The sequence below is a fragment of the Bradyrhizobium campsiandrae genome, from assembly GCF_014529705.1.
Taxonomy (GTDB): Bacteria; Pseudomonadota; Alphaproteobacteria; order Rhizobiales; family Xanthobacteraceae; genus Bradyrhizobium; species Bradyrhizobium campsiandrae.
In genome coordinates, this window is sequence record NZ_JAANIH010000052.1 from 1 (window position 1) to 19,053 (window position 19,053).

Here is a 19,053-nt window from a genome sequence, read left to right on the forward strand (position 1 = left end):
ATGCTGGTGCGCCGGCGCAAGACCGGGACGGTCGTGACCGGCCGCACACCGCAACACGGTCTGCGCTTTTTCTTCCAGTATTTCCGACTTCATGGCGAAGACGGCAGCCTCCAACGCTCCGTGCCCGGAGCCAGTTCGCCCACCAGGATCGCCTCGGCGATCTGCCGCTTGACGTGCTCGTACAGCGGGACCGGCAGGCTCGATAGGCCGCTCGCCGCTGCTCTTGCCTGTTTACCGGTCACGCCTGCCTCATTCTTTGGAATTGACAGCAATCGTCTTCGTCTATTTCTTTATAGAATATAGAAATGAGCCGCCGCAAATGATTTCTCCATCGCCAAGCCCCGGACGGGCCGGCCCGACGCTGGCCGACGGTTTCGCCGAGATCGAGCGCACGGCCGACCGTGCGATCGACGATCTTGTGCGGATGGTAGCGATCGACACGGCCTTCCCGCCCGGCGCGGGATACGAAGCGTTTGCCGGATTGATGGAGAGCGTCGTTGCACCGCTCAGCCTGGACTGCCAGCGCGTCGATGTCCCCGAACATTTGTGGCGCGTGGCTGGCGGCCCGGCGCAGGGGCGCAGAACCAATCTCATCGCGCGCCGCCGCTCGGACAAGCCGGTGCTCGGGCTATATTTTCATGTCGACACCGTTCCGGCTGCGCCCGGCTGGGCCTCCAATCCGTGGCAATTGACCCGCGATGGCGATCGCCTGATCGGCCTCGGTGCCGCCGACATGAAGGGCACCATCGCGGCCGTGCTGCTCGCGCTGCGCGCCGCCGACACGATCGGCCTTCCACTCGGCTACGACCCGATGCTGCTGCTTTGCACTGACGAAGAAGGCGGGCTCTATCCCGGCGTGCGTTATCTGGCGGAGCAAGGTTTGCTTGAAGGTCACATTCTCAACTTCAACGGCGCCGCGGCGCCGCGCATCTGGGCCGGCTGCTTTGGCCTCTTCACGCTTCTGGTGCGCGTCCGCGGCAGGACACATCATGCGAGCGAGGCCGCGAGCGCAGGAGCCGACGCCAACGCCATCGAGGCCGCACTGCCGATCCTCAATGCGCTCGCAGCATTGAAACCGACGATCGCCACGCGGACGTCAACCCTGCCTGCGCCGCCGCATGCGGCGCATCCGCTCGCCGGCCAGCTTGATATTTCCGCAGCCCATGGTGGCCAATGCGGCGGCCAGATTCCATCGCTCTTTGAAATTCTCGTCTGTCGACGCTATGCGCCGGAGGAGGACTTTCAGGCCGCGCGTGCCGAAATCGAGAACGCCGTCTTTGCCGCCGCCCCCAGAGCCGCGGTCGACGTGGTGCTCACAGGCCACCTCATGCCGACATCCGATCCGACAGGCCCGCACTGGCCGCGCTGGCAAGAGGCGCTGTCGGCCGGGTTTGGATACGCATCGGACGATTTCGCCAAATGGGGTGCGACGAGCTGTTCTGATTTTGGCTGGGTGCAACAGACCGGGATGCAGGAGATCCTGCTGAGCGGCCTCGGCCGGCCGGAAAGCCGCATCCACGCGCCCGGCGAATTCACGACCGTCACCGACATCGTCACGCTGGCGAAGTCAGTCCTCGCTTACCTTTCCGCCGAATTCCATCCCGATCTTTCGCCCGAAGCAATCGCCATTCGCTAAACTCCTGGAGCGTATTCCCATGTTGTCCATCACCCGCCGCGCGTTTCTCGCCGGGACTGCCATCGGTCTCGTCACCTTGCCCAAGATCGCCGTCGCCGATGCTCCCAGGCGCGGCGGCGTGCTGCGGATGTCGCTGGACCAAGCTGCGTCGGTGATCCATCCGATGCTGGCGCGGGTCAATCCGGAATATCTCGTCACCGAGTTGCTTTACTCCAACCTGACCCGGCTGAAGCCGGACATGACCGTCGAGCCGGACCTCGCGCTCTCCTGGGAGCCGAACGAGACACGCACGGAGTGGACCTTCAAACTGCGCCCTGGCGTGACGTTCCATGACGGCTCGCCGCTGACGTCGGAAGATGTCGTCGCCAGCATCAATGCCATCCTCGATCCGAAGACCGCATCCCCTGGTCGGACCAATGTCGGTCCGATCAAGGAGGTCGCAGCGATTGATCCCCTGACTGTCAAATTCACGCTATCAGGCGCCTACGCCGACCTGCCGGTGGCCCTGACCTATCTCAACGCGCGGATCGTTCCGGCCAAGGTGATCGCCTCCGATCTCGCCAGCCTTTCGACCACCGCAAACGGCACCGGCCCGTTCAAGCTCGTCTCGTATGAGCCCGACCGGAAGATCGTGGTCGAACGCAACGCCGCCTATTACGACCCGACCCGGCCTTACCTCGACCGCGTGGAATTGCTGGTCTACCCCGATCGCACCGCGGAAGCGTCGGCGATGATATCCGGCGAGATCGACCTGCTGCTGACGACGACGCCCGGCGAATACGAGCGGCTCGTGAAGGCGAGCGGCGTCAAGGCGCTGCGCACGGCCTCCGGCCAATTCCTCAACATCAACCTCGGATGCGACCAGAAGCCGTTCAACGACGTCAGGGTCCGCCAGGCGCTGGCGCTGGCGGTCGATCGCGAGGCCACCGTCGGATTTGTCGCCGGCGGCTACGGCACCCCGGGCAACGACACGCCGCTCAATTCCGCCTATCACTTCTACAAGAATATCCCGATGAAGAAGCCCGATATCGCCAAGGCCAAGCAGCTTCTGGCCGAGGCCGGCTATCCCAACGGCATCGACCTGACGCTAATCGCATCCGACCGCCCCGCGACCCGCACCCAGCTCGGCGTCGCGGTTCGCGAGATGGCCGCGGCGGCCGGCTTCCGCATCAACGTGCAGACGATGCCGCACGCGACCTATCTCGACCAGGTCTGGAAGAAGGGCAATTTCTACGTCGGCTTCTACAACATGCAGCCGACGGCCGACGGAATCTTCAACCTGCTCTACACGTCCAATGCGGCCTGGAACGAGACGCACTGGAACAACAGCGCATTCGATGCCGTCATCAATGCAGCCCGCGTCGAGACCGACGAGACCAAGCGCGCCGCGCTCTATGCCCAGGCGCAGGAGATGATGAACGCGGAGGTCCCCAGCGTGATCTCGGCGTTCTTCGACCTTCTTGCCGCACAGCGCTCCTATGTCGAGGGCTACACGCTGCATCCTCGCGGTTCGGTGTTCCGCCTCGATCTGGTTTCGCTCGGCGCCGGCGCGCCGAAGCGCGGCTGACACGGAGACTTCGGGTGTCGCTTGCCTGGTTCGCGCGCCGTCTGCTGTTGATGATCTACACCGTCGTCGTGGTCTCGATGCTGGTGTTCGCCATCACACAGATCCTGCCGGCCGACGCGGCCCAGTCGCTGCTGGGCGAGAATGCGACGCCGGAAATGCTGGCTGCGCTCAGGGCAAAGCTCGGGCTGGGCGATCCTGCCTGGCAGCAATATCTGCACTGGGCCGGCCGCATCTTCAGCGGCGATTTCGGCATCTCGATGCGGACGAGCCGGCCGGTCGGCCCCGACATGCTGACGGCGCTGTCGCGTTCGCTGCTGCTCGCGGTCGCGTCCATCGTCGTGACGCTGATCGTGGCCGTGCCGCTCGGTGTGATCGCGGCGCTCCGCCAAGGAAGGCTCGCCGACACAGGTGTCAGCCTGATCGCCTATCTCGGGGTCTCGCTGCCCGAGTTCGTCACCGCCACGCTGCTCGCGCTGCTGCTGGCCGACACGCTGCATTGGCTGCCGGCCACCGGCTACGTCTCGCCGCTGGAAAATTTTGGCGATGGCATCTCTCATCTGGCGCTGCCGGTGCTGACGATCTCGGTGATCCTGATCGCGCACGTCATGCGCATGATGCGCTCCGAGACGCTGGACGTGCTGAGATCGGACTATATCCGCGCAGCGCGCCTGAAGGGCTTGCCGGAACGTAGCGTGCTGTTCCGTCACGCGCTGCGCAACGCGCTGTTGCCTGTCGTGACGATCATCGCGCTCGATGTCGGCTACCTGCTCGGCGGCATCATCGTGATCGAGGAGATATTCGCCATTCCCGGCATCGGACGGGCCTTGATGGTGGCCATCACCGCGCGCGATCTGCCGTCGATCCAGGCAGGCGCGTTGATCATGGCGGCAACCTACGCCGTCACCAACACGCTTGCCGACCTGGCCTATGCCGTTCTCGACCCGCGGATCCGCTATGACTGAGCTTTTCATCCGCCTGATCCGCAGACCGCAGGGGCTCGTCGGCGTCGCGCTGCTGGCGCTCATTGCCGTTACATGCCTGTTCGGGCCGGCGCTCGCTCCATACGCGCCGGAGAAGATCGATTTTCTCGGCCGCTTTCGCTCGCCCGGCTGGCACAACTGGCTTGGCGCGGATGAATTCGGCCGCGACATCCTCAGCCGCCTGATGGTCGGCGCGCGTTCGACCGTGCCGATGGCGCTCATCGCGACCCTTGCCGGCAGCGCGGTCGGCGCCATTGTCGGTGTCGGTTCGGCCTATCTTGGCGGCCGGATCGACGAGGCCATCATGCGCACCAACGATGCCGTGATGGCGATCCCCGGCCTTCTGATGGCTCTGTTGTTGGTCTCGACGCTCGGCAATGGCGCCGGCAACGCGGTCATCGCCATCGCGATTGCCTTTGCGCCGGGCATGGCGCGCGTCACCCGCTCGGTCGCCCTCAACATACGCAATCAGGATTACGTCAAGGCGGCCATCGCGCGTGGCGAGGGCGCAACTTGGATCATCTTCCGCGAGATGCTGCCCAATGTGATGGCGCCGATCGTGATCGAATCCACCATCCGCGTGTCCTTTGCCGTGATGCTGTTCGCAACGCTCAGCTTCCTCGGGGTCGGCGCACAGCCGCCCGCATCCGAATGGGGACTCATGGTCGCCGATGCCCGGCAATACATGTACCAGGCGCCATGGGGGCTGATCGCACCGTCGGCTGCGATCGCACTCACCGCCATTGCCTTCAACCTCCTGGGCGACGGCCTTCGCGACGCTCTCAATCCGAGGGATGAACGGTGACCCCGGCGCTTGCCATCAAGAATTATACGCTCGATTACGCGACCGCCGCGGGACCGGTGCACGTTCTGCACGACATCTCGCTTCAGATCGAGCCGGGCGAGGTTCTGGGCCTCGTCGGGGAATCCGGCTCCGGCAAGAGCTCGCTCGCCTGGGCGCTGATGCGCCATTTGCCCGACAATGCCCGCGAGATCGCAGGCTCCCTACATCTCGGCGACACCGACCTTCAGCGCCTCAGTCCACGCGAGCTAACGAAAGTCCGGGGGCGCCGGCTCGGCATGGTGTTCCAGGATCCGTCGACCGCGCTCAACCCGACGCTCACCGTCGGCCGGCAGGTGACGGAGACGCTGGTCCAGCATCGCGGCCTCGGCCAGCGCGAGGCGAATGCGCTGGCGATCGACCTGCTCGGTCATGTCGAACTGCGCGATCCCGCCGCGATCATGCTCCGTTATCCGCACGAGATCTCCGGCGGCGAGAAGCAGCGTGTCATCATTGCCGCGGCTTTCGGGTGCCGGCCCGATGTCATCCTGTTCGACGAACCGACCACGGCGCTCGACGTCATCACCGGCGCGCGTATCCTCGAACTGTTTGCGCGGTTGCGCGAAGAAACCGGCGTTGCCGCGCTCTATATCTCCCACGACCTTGCGCTGGTGACGCGTGTTGCCGACCGGGTCGCCGTCCTGAAGCACGGCCGTCTCGTCGAGCAGGCGCCGGCCGCCGATATTTTTCGCGCGCCGCGTCATGCCGATACGCAGGCCCTCGTGCAGGCCGTGCCGCGGCCGGAACGGCGTCTCATTCACGACAGGCCCAGCGACGAGGTTCTTCTCGCGGCCTCCGACATCGAAGTTCACTACGGCCGCGCCAGCCTCTTCGGCCATGCGGCGCCGCCTGCGACCAGGCGCATCGGCCTCGACGTGCGGGTCGGCGAGATCCTCGGCCTTGTCGGCGAATCCGGGTCGGGCAAATCCTCGGTCGCACGCGCGCTCACTGGTCTTGCCCGGTTCTCGGGAAAGGTCCGCTTCGACAATCGCGAGATCACAGGGGCGCGTGACATGAACGCGGCCTATCGCCGCGACGTCCAGATCATCTTTCAGCATCCGGATTCCTCGCTCAATCCGCGGCAGAGGATCAGCGAAATCCTGTCGCGTCCCCTGAAGCTGTATGGCGGCAACACCGCCGAGATTCCCCGCCTTCTCGAACAGGTCCGCCTCCCGGCGTCCTTTGCCGGTCGCTGGCCGCACCAGCTTTCCGGCGGCCAGAAGCAGCGTGTCGCCATCGCACGGGCCTTTGCCGCACGGCCAAAGCTCGTGATCTGCGACGAGATCACCGCGCCGCTGGACGTTTCCGTGCAGGCTCAGATCATCGAATTGCTGCTGGCGCTGCGCGCCGCGACGAGCACCGCCTTTCTCTTCATCACCCACGATCTCAACCTCATCCGTCAAATCGCCCACCGCATCGCGGTGATGCGCGGGGGCGAGATGGTCGACCTGTTGCCGATCGAGGATTTCGACGCAGATCACGTTCATCCCTATACCCGCGAACTGATGGCCGCCTCCCCCGTACCGGTCGGCTGACAAGGATTTTCTCCCATGGATCACAACGCACTTCTCGCCCGGATCGATGTGCCCGCGGCCCTCGACCTGCTGTCGTGCATGGTGCAGCACAAGAGCTACTCCAAGTCGGATGGCGAGAAGCAGCTCGCCTCCTACATGGCAGGCCGCATGCGCGAGATCGGCCTCGACACCGAGCTCTCGCCGTTTGGCAGTGAGGGCCGCGTCAACGCCGTCGGCCGCTGGAAGGGCACGGGCGGCGGCAACAGCCTGATGTTCAACGGCCATCTCGACACCAACCCGGTGACCGAGGGCTGGACCGTCGATCCGTGGGCCGGCAAGGTCGACGACGCCTTCATTTACGGCATCGGCGTCTCCAACATGAAGGCCGGCGACGCCGCCTATTTCTGCGCGGTGAAGACGCTGATCGATGCCGGCGTCAAGCTCCGGGGCGATGTCATTCTCACCTACGTCGTCGGCGAGCTGCAAGGCGGCGTCGGCACCTACTCGCTGATCGAGCAGGGACTCCGCGCCGACTATTTCATCAATTCCGAGCCGACCGATCTGAAGGCGATGACCATGCATGCCGCGGCGTTCATGTTCATCATCGAGTTGACTGGTGATACCCGCCATCTGTCCAAGCGCGAAGAGGCGGTCGACGCGATCACCGCAGCGTGCGACCTCATTCCGCGCCTCAACGCAATGAAGTTCTCCGGCGCGCTCTCCCCGGAGCATGAACGGATCAATCGGGTCCATGTTGGCGTCGTCCACGGCGCGCTCGGGCGCGAGCTGCACGAATGGCGTACGCCCCAGGTTGCGGACTTCGTGCGGATCAAAGGCTCGGGCCGCTATGCGCCGGGGCAGACCGAAGCCGGCGCGATGGCTGACATGCGCCGCGAGCTCGAAGCGCTGAAGGCCCGCTTTCCCGGCCTCAAGGCCGAAATCATGTCGGAGGACCGCTCCGGCGTTCCGACGATGCCGCCGTTCGAGGTGGCGCGCACGAGCCCAATCGTCGCAGCGGTCAATCGGGCCTATCGCGCGGTGCGCGGCGAGGACCAGCCGACGGGGCCCGTTGCGCCGAGCTGCTTCTACGGCACCGATGCCGGTCATCTGCACTATTACGGCAAGATGGAGGGCATCGTCTGCGGCCCCGGCGGCCGCTACAACACCATGCCCGACGAGCGGGTCGATATCGTCGACTTCACCGACATGATCCGGATCTACGTGCTCGCCATCCTCGAGATCTGCGGCTGACGGGCACTCGAAAGCGCGCATCTGTCCCCGACGACGGCGAATGACGATGTTGTTTCCGATCGACGAATTGACGCACGCGTCAGCACGATCAGGATCGGCCATGAGCGAGGTCGGATCCAGCCTCGGCTCGAGTGGTCACTCCGACCGTATGGTAGGCACGGCCGAAATAGATCAGATTGTCCAGGCAGCCGGATCTCTGCAGCGCCACGACCCGGCAGAACAGCACATCGTGCGTGCCGACATTGACGACGCTCGCAATCCGGCAGTCGAACGCGGCGGCGCCGTCGGCCAGCACCGGCGCACCGGTTTCAAGCGTCGACCACGCCGCGGCGGCAAAGCGTTCGTCGGCCGGCACCTTGCCGCCGAACAGGCGGGACAGCGGCTCGTGCCGGGCGGAGAGCACGTTGACGCACACCACCTTGTTGCCGGTGACGCCGGCATAGGCGGAGGATGCGCGGTTGATGCAGACGAGCAGCGTCGGCGGATCGTCGGTGACGCTGCAAATCGCCGAGGCGCTAAATCCGGCACGGCCCGCGCCGCCGTCGGTCGTGACGATGCTGACGGCGGCGCCGAGACAGGCCATCGCGTCCCGGTAGTCCTGAGGGGCGATGTCCTGCATGCTCACGCCTCGACGGCAGGCGCACGGGCGAGTCCGCGCAGCACCTGCGCCAGCACGGACGCGCCGGCGGCGACATGATCGGGCTCGGCCCATTCGTGCTCGACATGGCTCACGCCGTCGCGACATGGGATGAAGATCATCGCGGCTGGGCAGATTTTTGCGAGATGACGGGCATCGTGTCCGGCCGCGGAGAGGATATCCATCGCGGAATGCCCCTGCTCTCGCGCAGCCTCGGCGATGCTTGCCCGCAGGCGCGTATCGAAAGCGTTCGACGGCGCATCCACGAGCGGCGTCACCGTCGCCGTGCACGGCGGAGCATTCTCCTGGCACAGAGCCGTGATGCGCGTGCCAGCGCTATCGAGCACCGCATTATCGGGATGACGCAGATCGATGCTGAAGGTGACGCGCAACGGCACCACGGATGGCGCATTCGGCACGACCGTGACCCGGCCAATGGTGAACTTGATGTCGGCATCGATGGTGCCAATCTCGGCATGGAGCGCCGCCGCTACTTTCGCAAAGGCGGCGAGCGCATCACGCCGCTCCGACTGCGCCAGCGTACCGGCATGACCCTCGGCACCCTCGACCACGACTTGAAAGGTCTTCTTGCCCTGGATGCCGGTGACGACCCCGATGGTACGGCCCGCCGCTTCCAGCACCGGTCCCTGCTCGATATGCAGTTCGAGATAGGCTCCGACCGCAAAGCCGAGCGGACGATGCGGCACATCAGGAAAAGCCTGGTGGAACCGATCAAGCGCCTCGCCGACGCTGATACCGTCGGCATCGCGCGCGGCGCGGATCGCGTCCACGGGGCGTTCGCCGGTAAAGGCTTCCGAGCCCATCATGCCCGGGGCGAAACGCGAGCCTTCCTCGTTCATCCAGGCAACGACGATGATATCGCGCGCGGGCTTCTCGCCTTGCTCGGCGAGAGAGACGACCGTCTCCAACGCCGCCATGACGCCGGCGGCGCCGTCGAACTTGCCGCCGGTTGGCTGGCTGTCGATATGACTGCCAACCAGGAGCGGCGGCGCGGCGCGATCGCGGCCGGACAGCGTCAGAAACAGATTTCCCGCAGCATCCGTCGACGGTGTCAAACCCGCCTCGCGGCCCCATCCGATGACACAGCGCCAGGCCGCAATCTCTCCGTCGCTCAATGCCTGGCGATTGACCCCGCCGGCCGGGGTCGCGCCGATCTCGGCGAGCGACATCAGCCGCGTCCAGAGCCGGTTGGCGTTGATCAGAGTGGCGGATCCCATCGACTATTTCGTGCGCATGATCTGGCCCGGCAAGGCGCGCGGATCGCGCGGCAGCCAGTGTCCGGCCTCGACCTGGGCGATGAACTCGGCGAGCAGCGCGTTGAACGCCGCAGGCTCTTCCAGATTAAGCGTGTGGCCGGTCTTGGGGAAGACCGAGAGGCCACAGGCCGGAATGGTCTTCTTCAGGAAGATGCCGGGCTGGAGACAGTGATCGTCCTCGTCGCCGACGACGACCAGCGTCGGCACCATCATCTTCTTCAGACCATCTTCGAGGTCATAGAAGGACGGCCGCCGCGCCTGGACGCCGCGCATCGTGTTGGCGGCGCCGCGATCGGAATGGGTGGCGAGACGATCTGCGAATTCCTGCCAGCCGCGCGGATCCTTGTTCTGGAATTGCACCCGGCTCGCACCGAGCGCGTAGATCTTGGAAAATTCCTTGGCACCCTGCTTCTCGAAATTGTCGGCGACTTCGAGCGAGACGCCGCGGAAATATTCCTCGAACTCTTTCTCGCAACCATAACCGGCACCGGCCACCGTCAACGACAAGGCACGCTCCGGCGTGCGCAGGCCGAAATGCACCGTGCAGAAGCCGCCCATCGACAGGCCGACGATGTGCGCTTTCTCAATTTTGAGCGCGTCGAGCACGGCGACCGCGTCGTCCGCGGCGATCGCCTGCGAATAGACCTCCACGCCGTCGGGCACGTCCGACGGCGGATAGCCGCGCGCGGCGTAAGTGATGCAGCGGTGGCGCCGGCTGAAATAGCGCAGCTGCGGCTCCCAGCTGGCGTGATTGCCGCCAAACTCGTGGATGAAGAGGATCGACGTGCCCTCGCCCGCTTCCTCCACGTGCAGCTTCACGCCATCCTTCGCAGAGATCATCGTCAACGGCATCGTCCCCTAGAATTGCGGCGGCAGGTCGTTGAGCGTGCGCGCCTCGGCGACCATTTCCGGCAATAGCGTGCAGAGCTTTTCGACCCAGGCCTGCGGCACCGAGGTGCTGATCTTCACGAAACGGTCGCCGAAGCGCTGGGTGTGGTAGGTGCCCTGGCGGATCATGATGCCCTGACGGCGATAGCATTCGACCAGCGCTTCCGGGCGGATGCCGGCCGCGATGGTCTCCAGCACCAGGAAATTGCCGTGGGAGGGCATGATCGGCAGCGCCAATCCGTCGATAGCGGCAGCCGCTTCCTGGATCATCGCCTTGTTGGCCCGGTCGGTGCTGCGGACCGTCTTCATCCATTCGGCCTTGACCGACATGCCCGCCTGCGCCGCGCGCTGGGCGATGACGCTGGCGCCGAGCACGCTGGTGGAGGTCTGTGCCAGTTCCTCGAACAGATCCGGCGCTGCGACGAGCGCGCCGATCCGCAAGCCCGCGAGCCCGAGCCATTTCGAGAAGCTGGTCGAGACCACCGAGCCTTGCGGCGCCGCGTGAAGCGCCGGCGTGTGCCCATCGGCGAAATCGCGATAGGTGCAGTCGTGCACCAGCAGCGCGCCGCAATCACGCGCGATCGCGGCAAAGCTCTCAATCTCTTCCCGAGTGTAGCGAATGCCGAGCGGATTGTTGGGATCGACGAGATAGATGATCGCAGTGCGCTCATCGACATTTGCCTTCAACGCCTCAGGCGTCAGGCGGTAGTTGCAGGCGGGATCGTAGATCGGAATCTCGATCACCTCGGCCCCCTGCTGGCGCGCGAACAGGCACGGCCACTTCCAGGTCGGATCGGTGGTCACTAGCGTCGTGCCCGGCTTGCAGCGTGCACGGCAGATCATGGCGAGCGCGTTGACACCGCCCTCGGTCACCAGCGCTTCTGCGCCGGGTATGCCGAGATCGGCCACGATCGCAGCGCGCAGCGCCTCAAAGCCGAGCGGCGGCGCATAGGCGTTGAACTCGCCCGCCTCGATCGAGCGCAGCATCGCCTCGCGCACGGCAGGATGGCTCTCGATATGATTGGTGTTCTGGCCGAGCCAGTAGAGTCCCGGCGTGGCCGACAGCTCGTCGAAATAGCGGTTGCGGACCAGCGCCGCGGATTGCGCTCCGGACATCGACGCCTCAGATCACCGAGCCGCGCGCGGCGATGCCGCCGTCGATCGTCACCACCGTCCCGGTGATGTAGCCGGAGCGCGGCGAGGACAGGAAGGCGACGAGATCGGCGACCTCCTCCGACGTCGCCGGGCGCTTGCCCGGATATTTATCGAACAGCTCCTCCCAGCGGCTTTCGTCGCCGAGCATGTCGATCGCCTTGCGCTTCATGATCTTGAGCATGCGATCGGTGGCCACCGGTCCCGGATTGACCGCGACGACGCGCACGCCGTGATCGAGGCTACGGCCGCCGAGCGCCTTGGTGAAGGACATCAGCGCCGCATTGCCGGTCGAGCCGGCGATGTAGCTCGCATCCCAGTTCTCGCCGGAATTGCCGATGATGTTGAGGATGACGCCGTCCTTGCCCTTCATCCGCGGATAATAGAGGCGCGACAGCGTGATGTAGCCGAACACCTTGAGGTCGAAGCCGCGGCGCCAGGCGGCATCGTCGAGGATCTCCAGCGAGCCCGCGGGGATGTCGCCGGCATTGTTGATGAGGATGTCGATGTCGCCGACTTCGGCGGCGAGCTTCTCCATCGCTGACGTGCTCGACAGGTCGAGCGCGTGGATGGTGATCGTCACGTCATGGCGGGCTTCGAGCTGCTTCTTGGTCTCGAGCATGGCTTCGCCATTGCGGGCGGCAAGATGCAAATGGCACCCCTCCGCCGCAAAGAGCTCGGCCACCGCAAGTCCAATTCCTTTCGACGCGCCGGTGATCAGGGCGGTCTTGTTCGTCAGCTTCAGGTCCACTCCGAGTCTCCAGGATGCAAGCTAGATATACAATGTCTAGCAATTTGCATACCAAGCCACCGGACTGGTCATTCGAAGGCAGCGAGGAAGTCCAGCAGATTGTCGCCGAGCAAGTTGACATGGTCCCGCATGGCGCTGTGGGCCCGCTCCGGGTCGTGCGCCAGGATCGCATGCATGATCGCCTCATGCTCGCGGATCGTGTCCGCGATCCGGTTCGGCATTTTCGTCACCCGTCGGCGATAAGCAGCGACCTGGTTGCGCAGCCTGCGGGTCTGATCGGCCAGGAAAACGTTGCGCGAGGCCTCGTAGATCGCCTCGTGGAATTCCTGATTGATGTCATAAAACACGTCGACGTCGCCGGTTTCGCCCGCCGTGACAAGCCGTTGGTGAATCTCGCCAATTTGAGCTCCCCAGGCCTGCGATACGCGCCTTGCGGCAAGCCTGGCGCAGAGCCCCTCCAACTCGGCCATGACCTGGAACATCTCGACCAAGGCCTGAGCCTTGATGCTGCGGACCGTCGCGCCTTGCCGGCCGCGCAGCTCGACCAGATTGTTGGCCGCCATCAAGCGGAATGCCTCCCGCACCGGCGTCCGCGAGACGCCAAAGCGCTGGGCGATCTCCTGCTCGTCGAGCCGGCTGCCCGGTTCGAGATGGCCGGCCGCGATCGCCGCTTCGAGCTTCTGACGCAGGCTCTCGGCCAGGGTCGCGCCGGGGCTCGCGGTGAGAGACTCGTGCCCATTTTTCACGCGCTTGCCACCGCTATGTGCACCAATATCAGCCATTATGTTTCTCAGGTGCCAGTATAAGTATACATAAAGCCTCTCATATCTCGACGAAATGTCCTGTTCTCTCCCGGAGATCACGCCCCTCCGACGCTTTCGGCCGTCGACCTCGCAAGTCTTATGCCTGATTTGCCGGGCAATGGCACTGGCACACGAGTTGCTAAGAGATTCTGACGCGGCCCGCTTTCGTATGCGAACGGCCGCCGCCATTATACAAGGACATGCTGGTGCAGGCCGTTCGCCTCCCCGACCCCGGACCGATCATCGAGGCCCCACAGGCCCACCCGAGGCCTGAGCCGCTGCTCGAGCTGCGCGCGATCAACAAGACCTTTGGCTCCGTCGTCGCACTCTCGGGACTGCAGGCAAGTGTCGCGCCCGGCGAGTTCGTTACCGTCGTCGGCCCCAGCGGCTGCGGCAAGAGCACCCTCTTCAATATCGTTGCGGGCCTCGAAGAGCCCGACACCGGCGGCATCCTGCGCTTCGAGGGCAAGAGCTGCCATGCCGCCGACCTGCTCGGCCGCGTCTCCTTCATGCCGCAGCGCGATTTGCTGTTTCCCTGGCGGAACGTGGTCGACAACGCCATCCTCGCGCTCGAGGTCGAGGGCATGAAGCGCGATCAGGCCCGCGCCAAAGCGCTGAAGATGCTGCCCGAGTTCGGCCTCGCCGGCTTCGAGAAGCAGTATCCAAATCAATTGTCGGGCGGCATGCGCCAGCGCGTCGCGCTGATGCGGACCTTCCTGTTCGAGCGCGGCCTGATGCTGCTCGACGAGCCGTTCGGCGCGCTCGATGCGCTGACGCGGACAATGATGCAGCGCTGGCTGCTCGACGTCTGGCAGAAATACCGCCGCACCATTCTCTTCATCACCCATGATGTCGACGAAGCGATCTTCCTCGGCGACCGCGTGCTGGTGATGACCGCGCGGCCCGGCTCGGTGAAGCTCGAGCAGGTCGTCGACCTGCCGCGACCGCGCCAGCCCGAGATCGTCACCTCCCCCGAATTCGTCCGTCTCAAGCGCACGCTGCTCGATGCGATCGAGGAGGAAAGCATGAAATCGTTCCAGTCCTCCATCGCGCAGGAGAAGTCGCAATGAGCGGGATCAATCCGGCCGAGTGGGATGCCCGCATCAAGCTCGCAGCCTGCTATCGCATGGTCGCAAAACTCGGCATGGACGATCTGATCTACAACCACATCTCGCTGCGCGTGCCCGGCCACGACGATCAGTTCCTGATCAATCCCTATGGCCTGCTGTTCGACGAGATCACGGCCTCGAGCCTCGTCAAGATCGACACCCGGGGCAACAAGCTCGACGACACACCTCATGCGGTCAACGTCGCCGCCTTCGTCATCCATGCTGCGATCCACGCTTCGAACCACGATGCGGCCTGCGTGCTGCATACCCATTCAGACGCGAGCGTTGCGGTATCAGGACAAGAGAAGGGCCTGCTGCCGCTCAGCCAATTCGCGATGCGCTTCTACGATCGCCAGGCCTTCCACGACTACGAAGGCGTCGCCATCGACCTCGACGAGCAGACGCGTCTGGTGCGCGATCTCGGCGCGCACAAGGTGATGCTGATGCGCAATCACGGCATCCTGACCGTCGGCCGTACGCCGGGCGAAGCTTTCATGCTGCTCTACTATTTCGAGCGCGCCGCGCGGATCCAGCTCCAGATGCAGGCTGCGGCAGCAGCCGGCGCGGAGCTGGTGATGCCGCCGCACGAGGTTTGCGAGAGGGCCGCTCGCCAGTTCTGGGAATTGCAGGGCGACATCCTCGTGCCGGGCGAGCGCGAATGGCCGGCCTTGATGCGCCAGCTCGACCGCACCGATCCATCCTATCGCAATTGATTTCCACTGTTTGGAGTATGACCATGTTGAGCCGTCGCCATGCCTTCTCCGTCCTCTCCGCCATCGCATTGGCGACCGGCTCGCTCGCCACGGCCGCGCCTGCCGCCGAGCTGCAGAAGGCAAGTCTGCGCCTGAAATGGCTGCCGCAGGCGCAGTTCGCCGGCTTCTACGTCGCGGCCGCCAAGGGCTACTACAAGGCCGAGGGCATCGACCTCACCATCAATCCGGGCGGGCCCAACCTGCTGACCGAAAACCTGGTCGCGACCGGCGCCGATACGTTCGGCCTCTCCGGCGGCACCGACAGCGTGTTCGCCGCCCGCGACAAGGGCCTGCCGATCGTCTGCATCGGCGTCTCGCACCAGATCACGCCCTTCATCTTCGTCACCCGCAAGGACGGTCCGGTGAAGACGATCCAGGATTTCAAGGGCAAGACCGTCACCACCTGGTTTACCGGCGCCAATCACGTGCTGACGGGCATGCTGGCCAAGGAAGGCATCAAGCCGGATGAATTGAAGATCCAGCCGCAGCAGGTGTCGGTGACACCTTTCGTCGACGGCAACGTCGACGTCGTCACGGCGACGTATTACAACGAGTTCTACACCATCCAGTCGCGGATGCCGAAAGACAGCCTGAAGACCTTCGTTGCCGAGGATTACGGCATCACCTTCCCACGCGACACGCTGATCGTGGCGGAGGCGACCGCCAAGGAGAAGCCGGAACTGGTCAAGGCATTCCTGCGCGCCTCGCTCAAGGGCTGGAAGGACGCATTCTCCGATCCGAAGGGCGCGGTCGATACCGTGATGGCCACGGCCCCGACGCTCGACCGTGCGCAGCAGGAGTTCATGCTGACCGAGGTGAAGCGGCTGATGACGGCGGGCGCGGCGGCAAAGAACGGCATGTTCTGGATCGATGCCGACGCAGTGAAGACCGCTCACGACTTCTTCCTGAAGTATGGCGTCATCTCCAAGCCGGTCGATCTCGCCGCCGCCTATGACGCCAGCTTTATCCAGAGCATCCCCGCGGCGGACAGGCTGCCGTGAGCAGCCCTGCCGCGACATCGATTGGCGGTGGCCGTGCGGCCGCGCGGTCGATCACGATGCCGGATCCGCTGCGCAAGCTGATCCGGCTGTTGCTCGGCCTTGTCCTTGCGGCAGTGATATGGGAAGGCGCGGTGCTGCTGTTCGGCATCCGGCCCTATTACCTGCCGCGCCTCAGCACGATCCTGATGGCCATGGCGGCGACGCCGCGCGCCTATGTTGACGGCTTCCTGCGGACGCTTGCCGAGACGCTGATCGGCTTCGCCTCCGGCGGCGCGTTCGGCGTGCTGACGGGAGTCGTGTTCTTCCGCGTCCGCGCACTGCGCGAGATGATCTTTCCGATCTTCGTGGTATCGCAGACCATTCCGGTGATCGCCTTCGGCGCGCTGGTGGTGCTGTGGTTCGGTAACACGCTGCTCGCCAAGGCGATCATCGCGTTTTACCTGACCTTCTTTCCGGTGACCGTGAACACGCTGCTCGGCCTCGAGACCGTCGATCCCAAACAGGTCGCGCTGATGCGCAGTTTTGGCGCTTCCAACCGCCAGCTCCTGCTGTGCCTGCAGTTGCCGACCGCGCTGCCGCAGATCTTCGTGGCGTTGCGTCTCGCAGCGTCGTTGAGCCTCGTCGGTGCAATCGTCGGCGAATGGTTCGGCGACACCACCGGCCTCGGCGTGCTCTTGCTCCAGGCGATGTTCACCGAGAACGTCGTCGCGATCTGGGGCGCCCTGCTCGCCGCGGCCCTGCTCGGCACCGGCTTCTATGCGGTGATCGCCGCGCTCGAGCGGCGACTCGTATTCTGGAGCGCCGAGCAATGAGCCGCGCCCTGGCCGCTCCCTCGCTTGCCTTCCAGCGCGGCATTCTCGGCGCCGTCCTGCTTGCCGCGTGCTGGGAAGGTGCGGCACGCGGGTTGCACCTGCCGGCCTATGTCCTGCCCGCCGTCAGCGACATCCTCGTCGGCCTCTGGTCCAAGCGCACAATTCTCTTCGACGCCGCCGGCTATACCCTGCTCGAAGCACTCACGGGCTACGGGCTCGGATGCCTGATCGGCATTGGCCTTGCCGTCGCCATCGCCCTCGCGCCGGCGCTACGCACTGCGATCCTACCGCTTGCGACCGCGATCAACTCGGTGCCCGTGGTCGGCTATTCGCCGCTGATCCTGCTCTGGTTCGGCATCGGCGTCAGCTCCAAGATCGTGATGGTGGCGATGGCGGTGAGCTTCACCATCCTGTTGTCGATGCTGGCCGGGCTCGACCGGGTCGATCGGCGCGCCGTCGACCTGATGAAGAGTTTTGGTGCCAGCCGCCTCGGCGTGCTGTGGCGCCTGCGCCTGCCGACCGCGCTGCCGCTGCTGCTTGCGGGCATGCGTGTCTCCACCGTACGCAGCGTCATCGTGGCGATCGTCACCGAGATGCTCGGTGCCCATGGCGGGCTCGGCTGGGTGATCTACCAGGCCGTGCTCCAGATCGACTTCGTCCAGGTCTGGTCGGCGATCTTCGTGGCCTCCGCCGCGAGCCTCGCCTTCTTCGGCCTGGTCGGCTTGCTCGAACGAAAAATCCTGTTCTGGACGTGATGCCAGGAAACAAACCATGAAACGACAGATGCATCTCGGCCTGTTCATCCTCGGCACCGGCAGCCATGTCGCAGGCTGGCGTTATCCCGGCGCGGTCGACAGCTTTCAGGATTTTGCGGCGATCCAGGAGATCGGCCGCACTGCCGAGCGCGGCAAGTTCGACCTGATCTTCATGGGCGACAATCTCTACGCCGATGCGGCGGCCCACCCCTCCTACACGCTGCGGCTCGAGCCGCTGACAATGCTGGCGGCGCTTTCGACCTCGACCAGCCATATCGGCCTAGGTGCCACCGTCTCCACCACCTACAGCGATCCGTTTTCGGTCGCGCGCGTGTTCGCCTCACTCGACCACATCTCGAAGGGCCGTGCGGCATGGAACGCCGTCACCACGGCCAATCCGGCAACCGCCGCCAATTTCGGCACCACCCATCCCGATCACGCCCGCCGCTATGAGATGGCCGGCGAGTTCCTCGACGTCGTCAAGGGACTGTGGGACGGCTGGGCCGATGATGCCATCGTCGCCGACCGCGCCAGCGGCCTGTATATCGATCCGGCAAAACTCCGCGCGATCAATCATGACGGCGCGTTCTTCAAGGTGAAGGGCCCGCTCAACATCGGCCGCAGCCCGCAGGGCCGCCCCGTCGTGCTCCAGGCCGGCGGCTCAGAGGCCGGACAGGCGCTTGCCGCGCGCACCGCCGATATCGTGTTCTCGGTGGTGCAGGATATCGAGGAAGCCAAGGCCGGCTACGCCTCCCTGAAGACACGCCTGCCGACGTTCGGCCGCAAGGCGGAGGACGTCACGGTGCTGCCGGGTGTGATGCCCGTCGTCGGCCGCACCGACAAGGAGGCGTTCGAGAAGCTCAACGTGCTCCAGAGCTTCGTCAGCGGCAGCAACGCGCTCGCGATCCTGTCGGATCGCTTCGGCCGCGACATGTCGGCCTACGATCTCGACGGGCCGATCCCCGACATCGCGCCATCGGACAGCTATCACAGCTTTGCCAGCGTCATGCTCGCCAAGGGCCGTCGCGAGAACATGACGCTGCGCGACCTCTACAATCTCACCGCCGCGGCCCGCGGCCATTGGGTGCTGTGCGGCTCGGCCGAGCGCATCGCCGACACGCTTCAGCAATGGTTCGAGCAGCACGCCGCCGACGGCTTCAACGTCATGCCGCCTTACTTCCACGAGGGCTTCGAAGACTTCGTTGATCTCGTCGTGCCTATCCTGCAGGAACGCGGGTTGTTCCGCAGCGATTATGAGGGCACGACGCTGCGCGATCATCTCGGCCTCGCACGGCCCGCAAATCCGTTCTTCGCAGCTTAGAGCAGA

19 protein-coding genes and 1 pseudogene are annotated in these 19,053 nt (G+C 64.9%); 13 read left to right on the forward strand and 7 right to left on the reverse strand.

Annotated elements, in window-relative coordinates; translation table 11 throughout:
• A pseudogene (locus tag G8O24_RS44515) lies at window positions 1-120 on the forward strand (GntR family transcriptional regulator); the annotation flags it as partial.
• Here G8O24_RS44515 and G8O24_RS30535 read toward each other — a convergent pair.
• Window positions 90-242 carry a GntR family transcriptional regulator gene (locus G8O24_RS30535; protein ID WP_244646077.1) on the reverse strand — a complete coding sequence of 51 codons (153 nt, stop codon included), beginning with the start codon at window positions 240-242 and terminating at the stop codon, window positions 90-92. The pseudogene G8O24_RS44515 and the gene G8O24_RS30535 sit on opposite strands and share 31 nt — an antisense overlap.
• 77 nt (window positions 243-319) lie before the next feature.
• Between G8O24_RS30535 and G8O24_RS30540 the strand changes: the two genes are divergently transcribed.
• The 6 genes from G8O24_RS30540 to G8O24_RS30565 are packed head-to-tail and all read left to right on the forward strand — an operon-like array spanning window position 320 to window position 7,789.
• On the forward strand, window positions 320-1,636 hold the full coding sequence (locus G8O24_RS30540; RefSeq protein ID WP_188105874.1) for a M20 family metallopeptidase: 1,317 nt from the start codon (window positions 320-322) through the stop codon (window positions 1,634-1,636).
• Between the two features lie 19 nt (window positions 1,637-1,655).
• On the forward strand, window positions 1,656-3,203 hold the full coding sequence (locus G8O24_RS30545; RefSeq protein ID WP_188105876.1) for an ABC transporter substrate-binding protein: 1,548 nt from the start codon (window positions 1,656-1,658) through the stop codon (window positions 3,201-3,203).
• A gap of 14 nt (window positions 3,204-3,217) precedes the next feature.
• Window positions 3,218-4,165: an ABC transporter permease gene (locus G8O24_RS30550; protein WP_188105878.1), complete on the forward strand. Its 948-nt coding sequence runs from the start codon at window positions 3,218-3,220 to the stop codon at window positions 4,163-4,165.
• Entirely contained in the window at window positions 4,158-4,988 is an 831-nt protein-coding gene (locus G8O24_RS30555; protein ID WP_188105880.1) for an ABC transporter permease, read from the forward strand. The genes G8O24_RS30550 and G8O24_RS30555 overlap by 8 nt, the downstream gene beginning before the upstream one ends.
• Window positions 4,985-6,559, forward strand: a complete 1,575-nt coding sequence (gene nikE, locus G8O24_RS30560; RefSeq protein ID WP_188105882.1) for a nickel ABC transporter ATP-binding protein NikE — start codon at window positions 4,985-4,987, stop codon at window positions 6,557-6,559. The genes G8O24_RS30555 and nikE overlap by 4 nt, the downstream gene beginning before the upstream one ends.
• 15 nt (window positions 6,560-6,574) lie before the next feature.
• Entirely contained in the window at window positions 6,575-7,789 is a 1,215-nt protein-coding gene (locus tag G8O24_RS30565) for a M20 family metallopeptidase (RefSeq protein WP_188105884.1), read from the forward strand.
• A gap of 88 nt (window positions 7,790-7,877) precedes the next feature.
• Here G8O24_RS30565 and G8O24_RS30570 read toward each other — a convergent pair whose 3' ends face one another.
• The 6 genes from G8O24_RS30570 to G8O24_RS30595 all read right to left on the reverse strand — a co-directional run bounded on the left by G8O24_RS30570 (window position 7,878) and on the right by G8O24_RS30595 (window position 13,276).
• Window positions 7,878-8,408, reverse strand: a complete 531-nt coding sequence (locus G8O24_RS30570) for a flavin reductase (RefSeq protein WP_188105886.1) — start codon at window positions 8,406-8,408, stop codon at window positions 7,878-7,880.
• A gap of 2 nt (window positions 8,409-8,410) precedes the next feature.
• Entirely contained in the window at window positions 8,411-9,664 is a 1,254-nt protein-coding gene (locus G8O24_RS30575; RefSeq protein ID WP_188105888.1) for a Zn-dependent hydrolase, read from the reverse strand.
• A gap of 3 nt (window positions 9,665-9,667) precedes the next feature.
• On the reverse strand, window positions 9,668-10,549 hold the full coding sequence (locus G8O24_RS30580) for an alpha/beta fold hydrolase (RefSeq protein ID WP_202988785.1): 882 nt from the start codon (window positions 10,547-10,549) through the stop codon (window positions 9,668-9,670).
• A gap of 12 nt (window positions 10,550-10,561) precedes the next feature.
• Complete coding sequence (locus G8O24_RS30585) at window positions 10,562-11,707, reverse strand: pyridoxal phosphate-dependent aminotransferase (protein WP_188105892.1); 1,146 nt, start codon at window positions 11,705-11,707, stop codon at window positions 10,562-10,564.
• Window positions 11,708-11,714: 7 nt separating this feature from the next.
• The gene (locus G8O24_RS30590) at window positions 11,715-12,494 is read right to left on the reverse strand and encodes an SDR family oxidoreductase (protein ID WP_188105894.1); all 780 of its coding nucleotides are present in this window, start codon (window positions 12,492-12,494) and stop codon (window positions 11,715-11,717) included.
• Between the two features lie 68 nt (window positions 12,495-12,562).
• Window positions 12,563-13,276, reverse strand: coding sequence for a GntR family transcriptional regulator (locus G8O24_RS30595; RefSeq protein ID WP_244646067.1), 714 nt, complete (start codon window positions 13,274-13,276; stop codon window positions 12,563-12,565).
• Between the two features lie 227 nt (window positions 13,277-13,503).
• On the opposite strand from G8O24_RS30595, the gene G8O24_RS30600 reads away from it, so the two are divergent.
• From G8O24_RS30600 to G8O24_RS30625, 6 genes are read left to right on the forward strand one after another with little or no spacing between them, the layout of a single operon-like run.
• Window positions 13,504-14,367, forward strand: coding sequence for an ABC transporter ATP-binding protein (locus G8O24_RS30600; RefSeq protein ID WP_188105898.1), 864 nt, complete (start codon window positions 13,504-13,506; stop codon window positions 14,365-14,367).
• Complete coding sequence (locus G8O24_RS30605) at window positions 14,364-15,119, forward strand: class II aldolase/adducin family protein (protein ID WP_188105900.1); 756 nt, start codon at window positions 14,364-14,366, stop codon at window positions 15,117-15,119. Before G8O24_RS30600 ends, G8O24_RS30605 begins: the two co-directional genes overlap by 4 nt.
• Before the next feature lie 23 nt (window positions 15,120-15,142).
• Window positions 15,143-16,159: an ABC transporter substrate-binding protein gene (locus G8O24_RS30610; RefSeq protein WP_188105901.1), complete on the forward strand. Its 1,017-nt coding sequence runs from the start codon at window positions 15,143-15,145 to the stop codon at window positions 16,157-16,159.
• Window positions 16,156-16,971, forward strand: a complete 816-nt coding sequence (locus G8O24_RS30615; RefSeq protein ID WP_188105902.1) for an ABC transporter permease — start codon at window positions 16,156-16,158, stop codon at window positions 16,969-16,971. The genes G8O24_RS30610 and G8O24_RS30615 overlap by 4 nt, the downstream gene beginning before the upstream one ends.
• On the forward strand, window positions 16,968-17,726 hold the full coding sequence (locus tag G8O24_RS30620) for an ABC transporter permease (protein ID WP_188105904.1): 759 nt from the start codon (window positions 16,968-16,970) through the stop codon (window positions 17,724-17,726). The genes G8O24_RS30615 and G8O24_RS30620 overlap by 4 nt, the downstream gene beginning before the upstream one ends.
• A 16-nt stretch (window positions 17,727-17,742) precedes the next feature.
• Window positions 17,743-19,047 carry an LLM class flavin-dependent oxidoreductase gene (locus tag G8O24_RS30625; RefSeq protein ID WP_188105906.1) on the forward strand — a complete coding sequence of 435 codons (1,305 nt, stop codon included), beginning with the start codon at window positions 17,743-17,745 and terminating at the stop codon, window positions 19,045-19,047.
• Window positions 19,048-19,053 lie beyond the last annotated feature (6 nt).

Bases quoted from the DNA above. Each gene is read 5' to 3' on its own strand.
- G8O24_RS30540 (WP_188105874.1), top strand. From the start codon at position 320: ATGATTTCTCCATCGCCAAGCCCCGGACGGGCCGGCCCGACGCTGGCC.
- G8O24_RS30545 (WP_188105876.1), top strand. From the start codon at position 1,656: ATGTTGTCCATCACCCGCCGCGCGTTTCTCGCCGGGACTGCCATCGGT.
- G8O24_RS30555 (WP_188105880.1), top strand. From the start codon at position 4,158: ATGACTGAGCTTTTCATCCGCCTGATCCGCAGACCGCAGGGGCTCGTC.
- G8O24_RS30565 (WP_188105884.1), top strand. From the start codon at position 6,575: ATGGATCACAACGCACTTCTCGCCCGGATCGATGTGCCCGCGGCCCTC.
- G8O24_RS30570 (WP_188105886.1), bottom strand. From the start codon at position 8,408: ATGCAGGACATCGCCCCTCAGGACTACCGGGACGCGATGGCCTGTCTC.
- G8O24_RS30575 (WP_188105888.1), bottom strand. From the start codon at position 9,664: ATGGGATCCGCCACTCTGATCAACGCCAACCGGCTCTGGACGCGGCTG.
- G8O24_RS30585 (WP_188105892.1), bottom strand. From the start codon at position 11,707: ATGTCCGGAGCGCAATCCGCGGCGCTGGTCCGCAACCGCTATTTCGAC.
- G8O24_RS30595 (WP_244646067.1), bottom strand. From the start codon at position 13,276: ATGGCTGATATTGGTGCACATAGCGGTGGCAAGCGCGTGAAAAATGGG.
- G8O24_RS30605 (WP_188105900.1), top strand. From the start codon at position 14,364: ATGAGCGGGATCAATCCGGCCGAGTGGGATGCCCGCATCAAGCTCGCA.
- G8O24_RS30610 (WP_188105901.1), top strand. From the start codon at position 15,143: ATGTTGAGCCGTCGCCATGCCTTCTCCGTCCTCTCCGCCATCGCATTG.
- G8O24_RS30620 (WP_188105904.1), top strand. From the start codon at position 16,968: ATGAGCCGCGCCCTGGCCGCTCCCTCGCTTGCCTTCCAGCGCGGCATT.
- G8O24_RS30625 (WP_188105906.1), top strand. From the start codon at position 17,743: ATGAAACGACAGATGCATCTCGGCCTGTTCATCCTCGGCACCGGCAGC.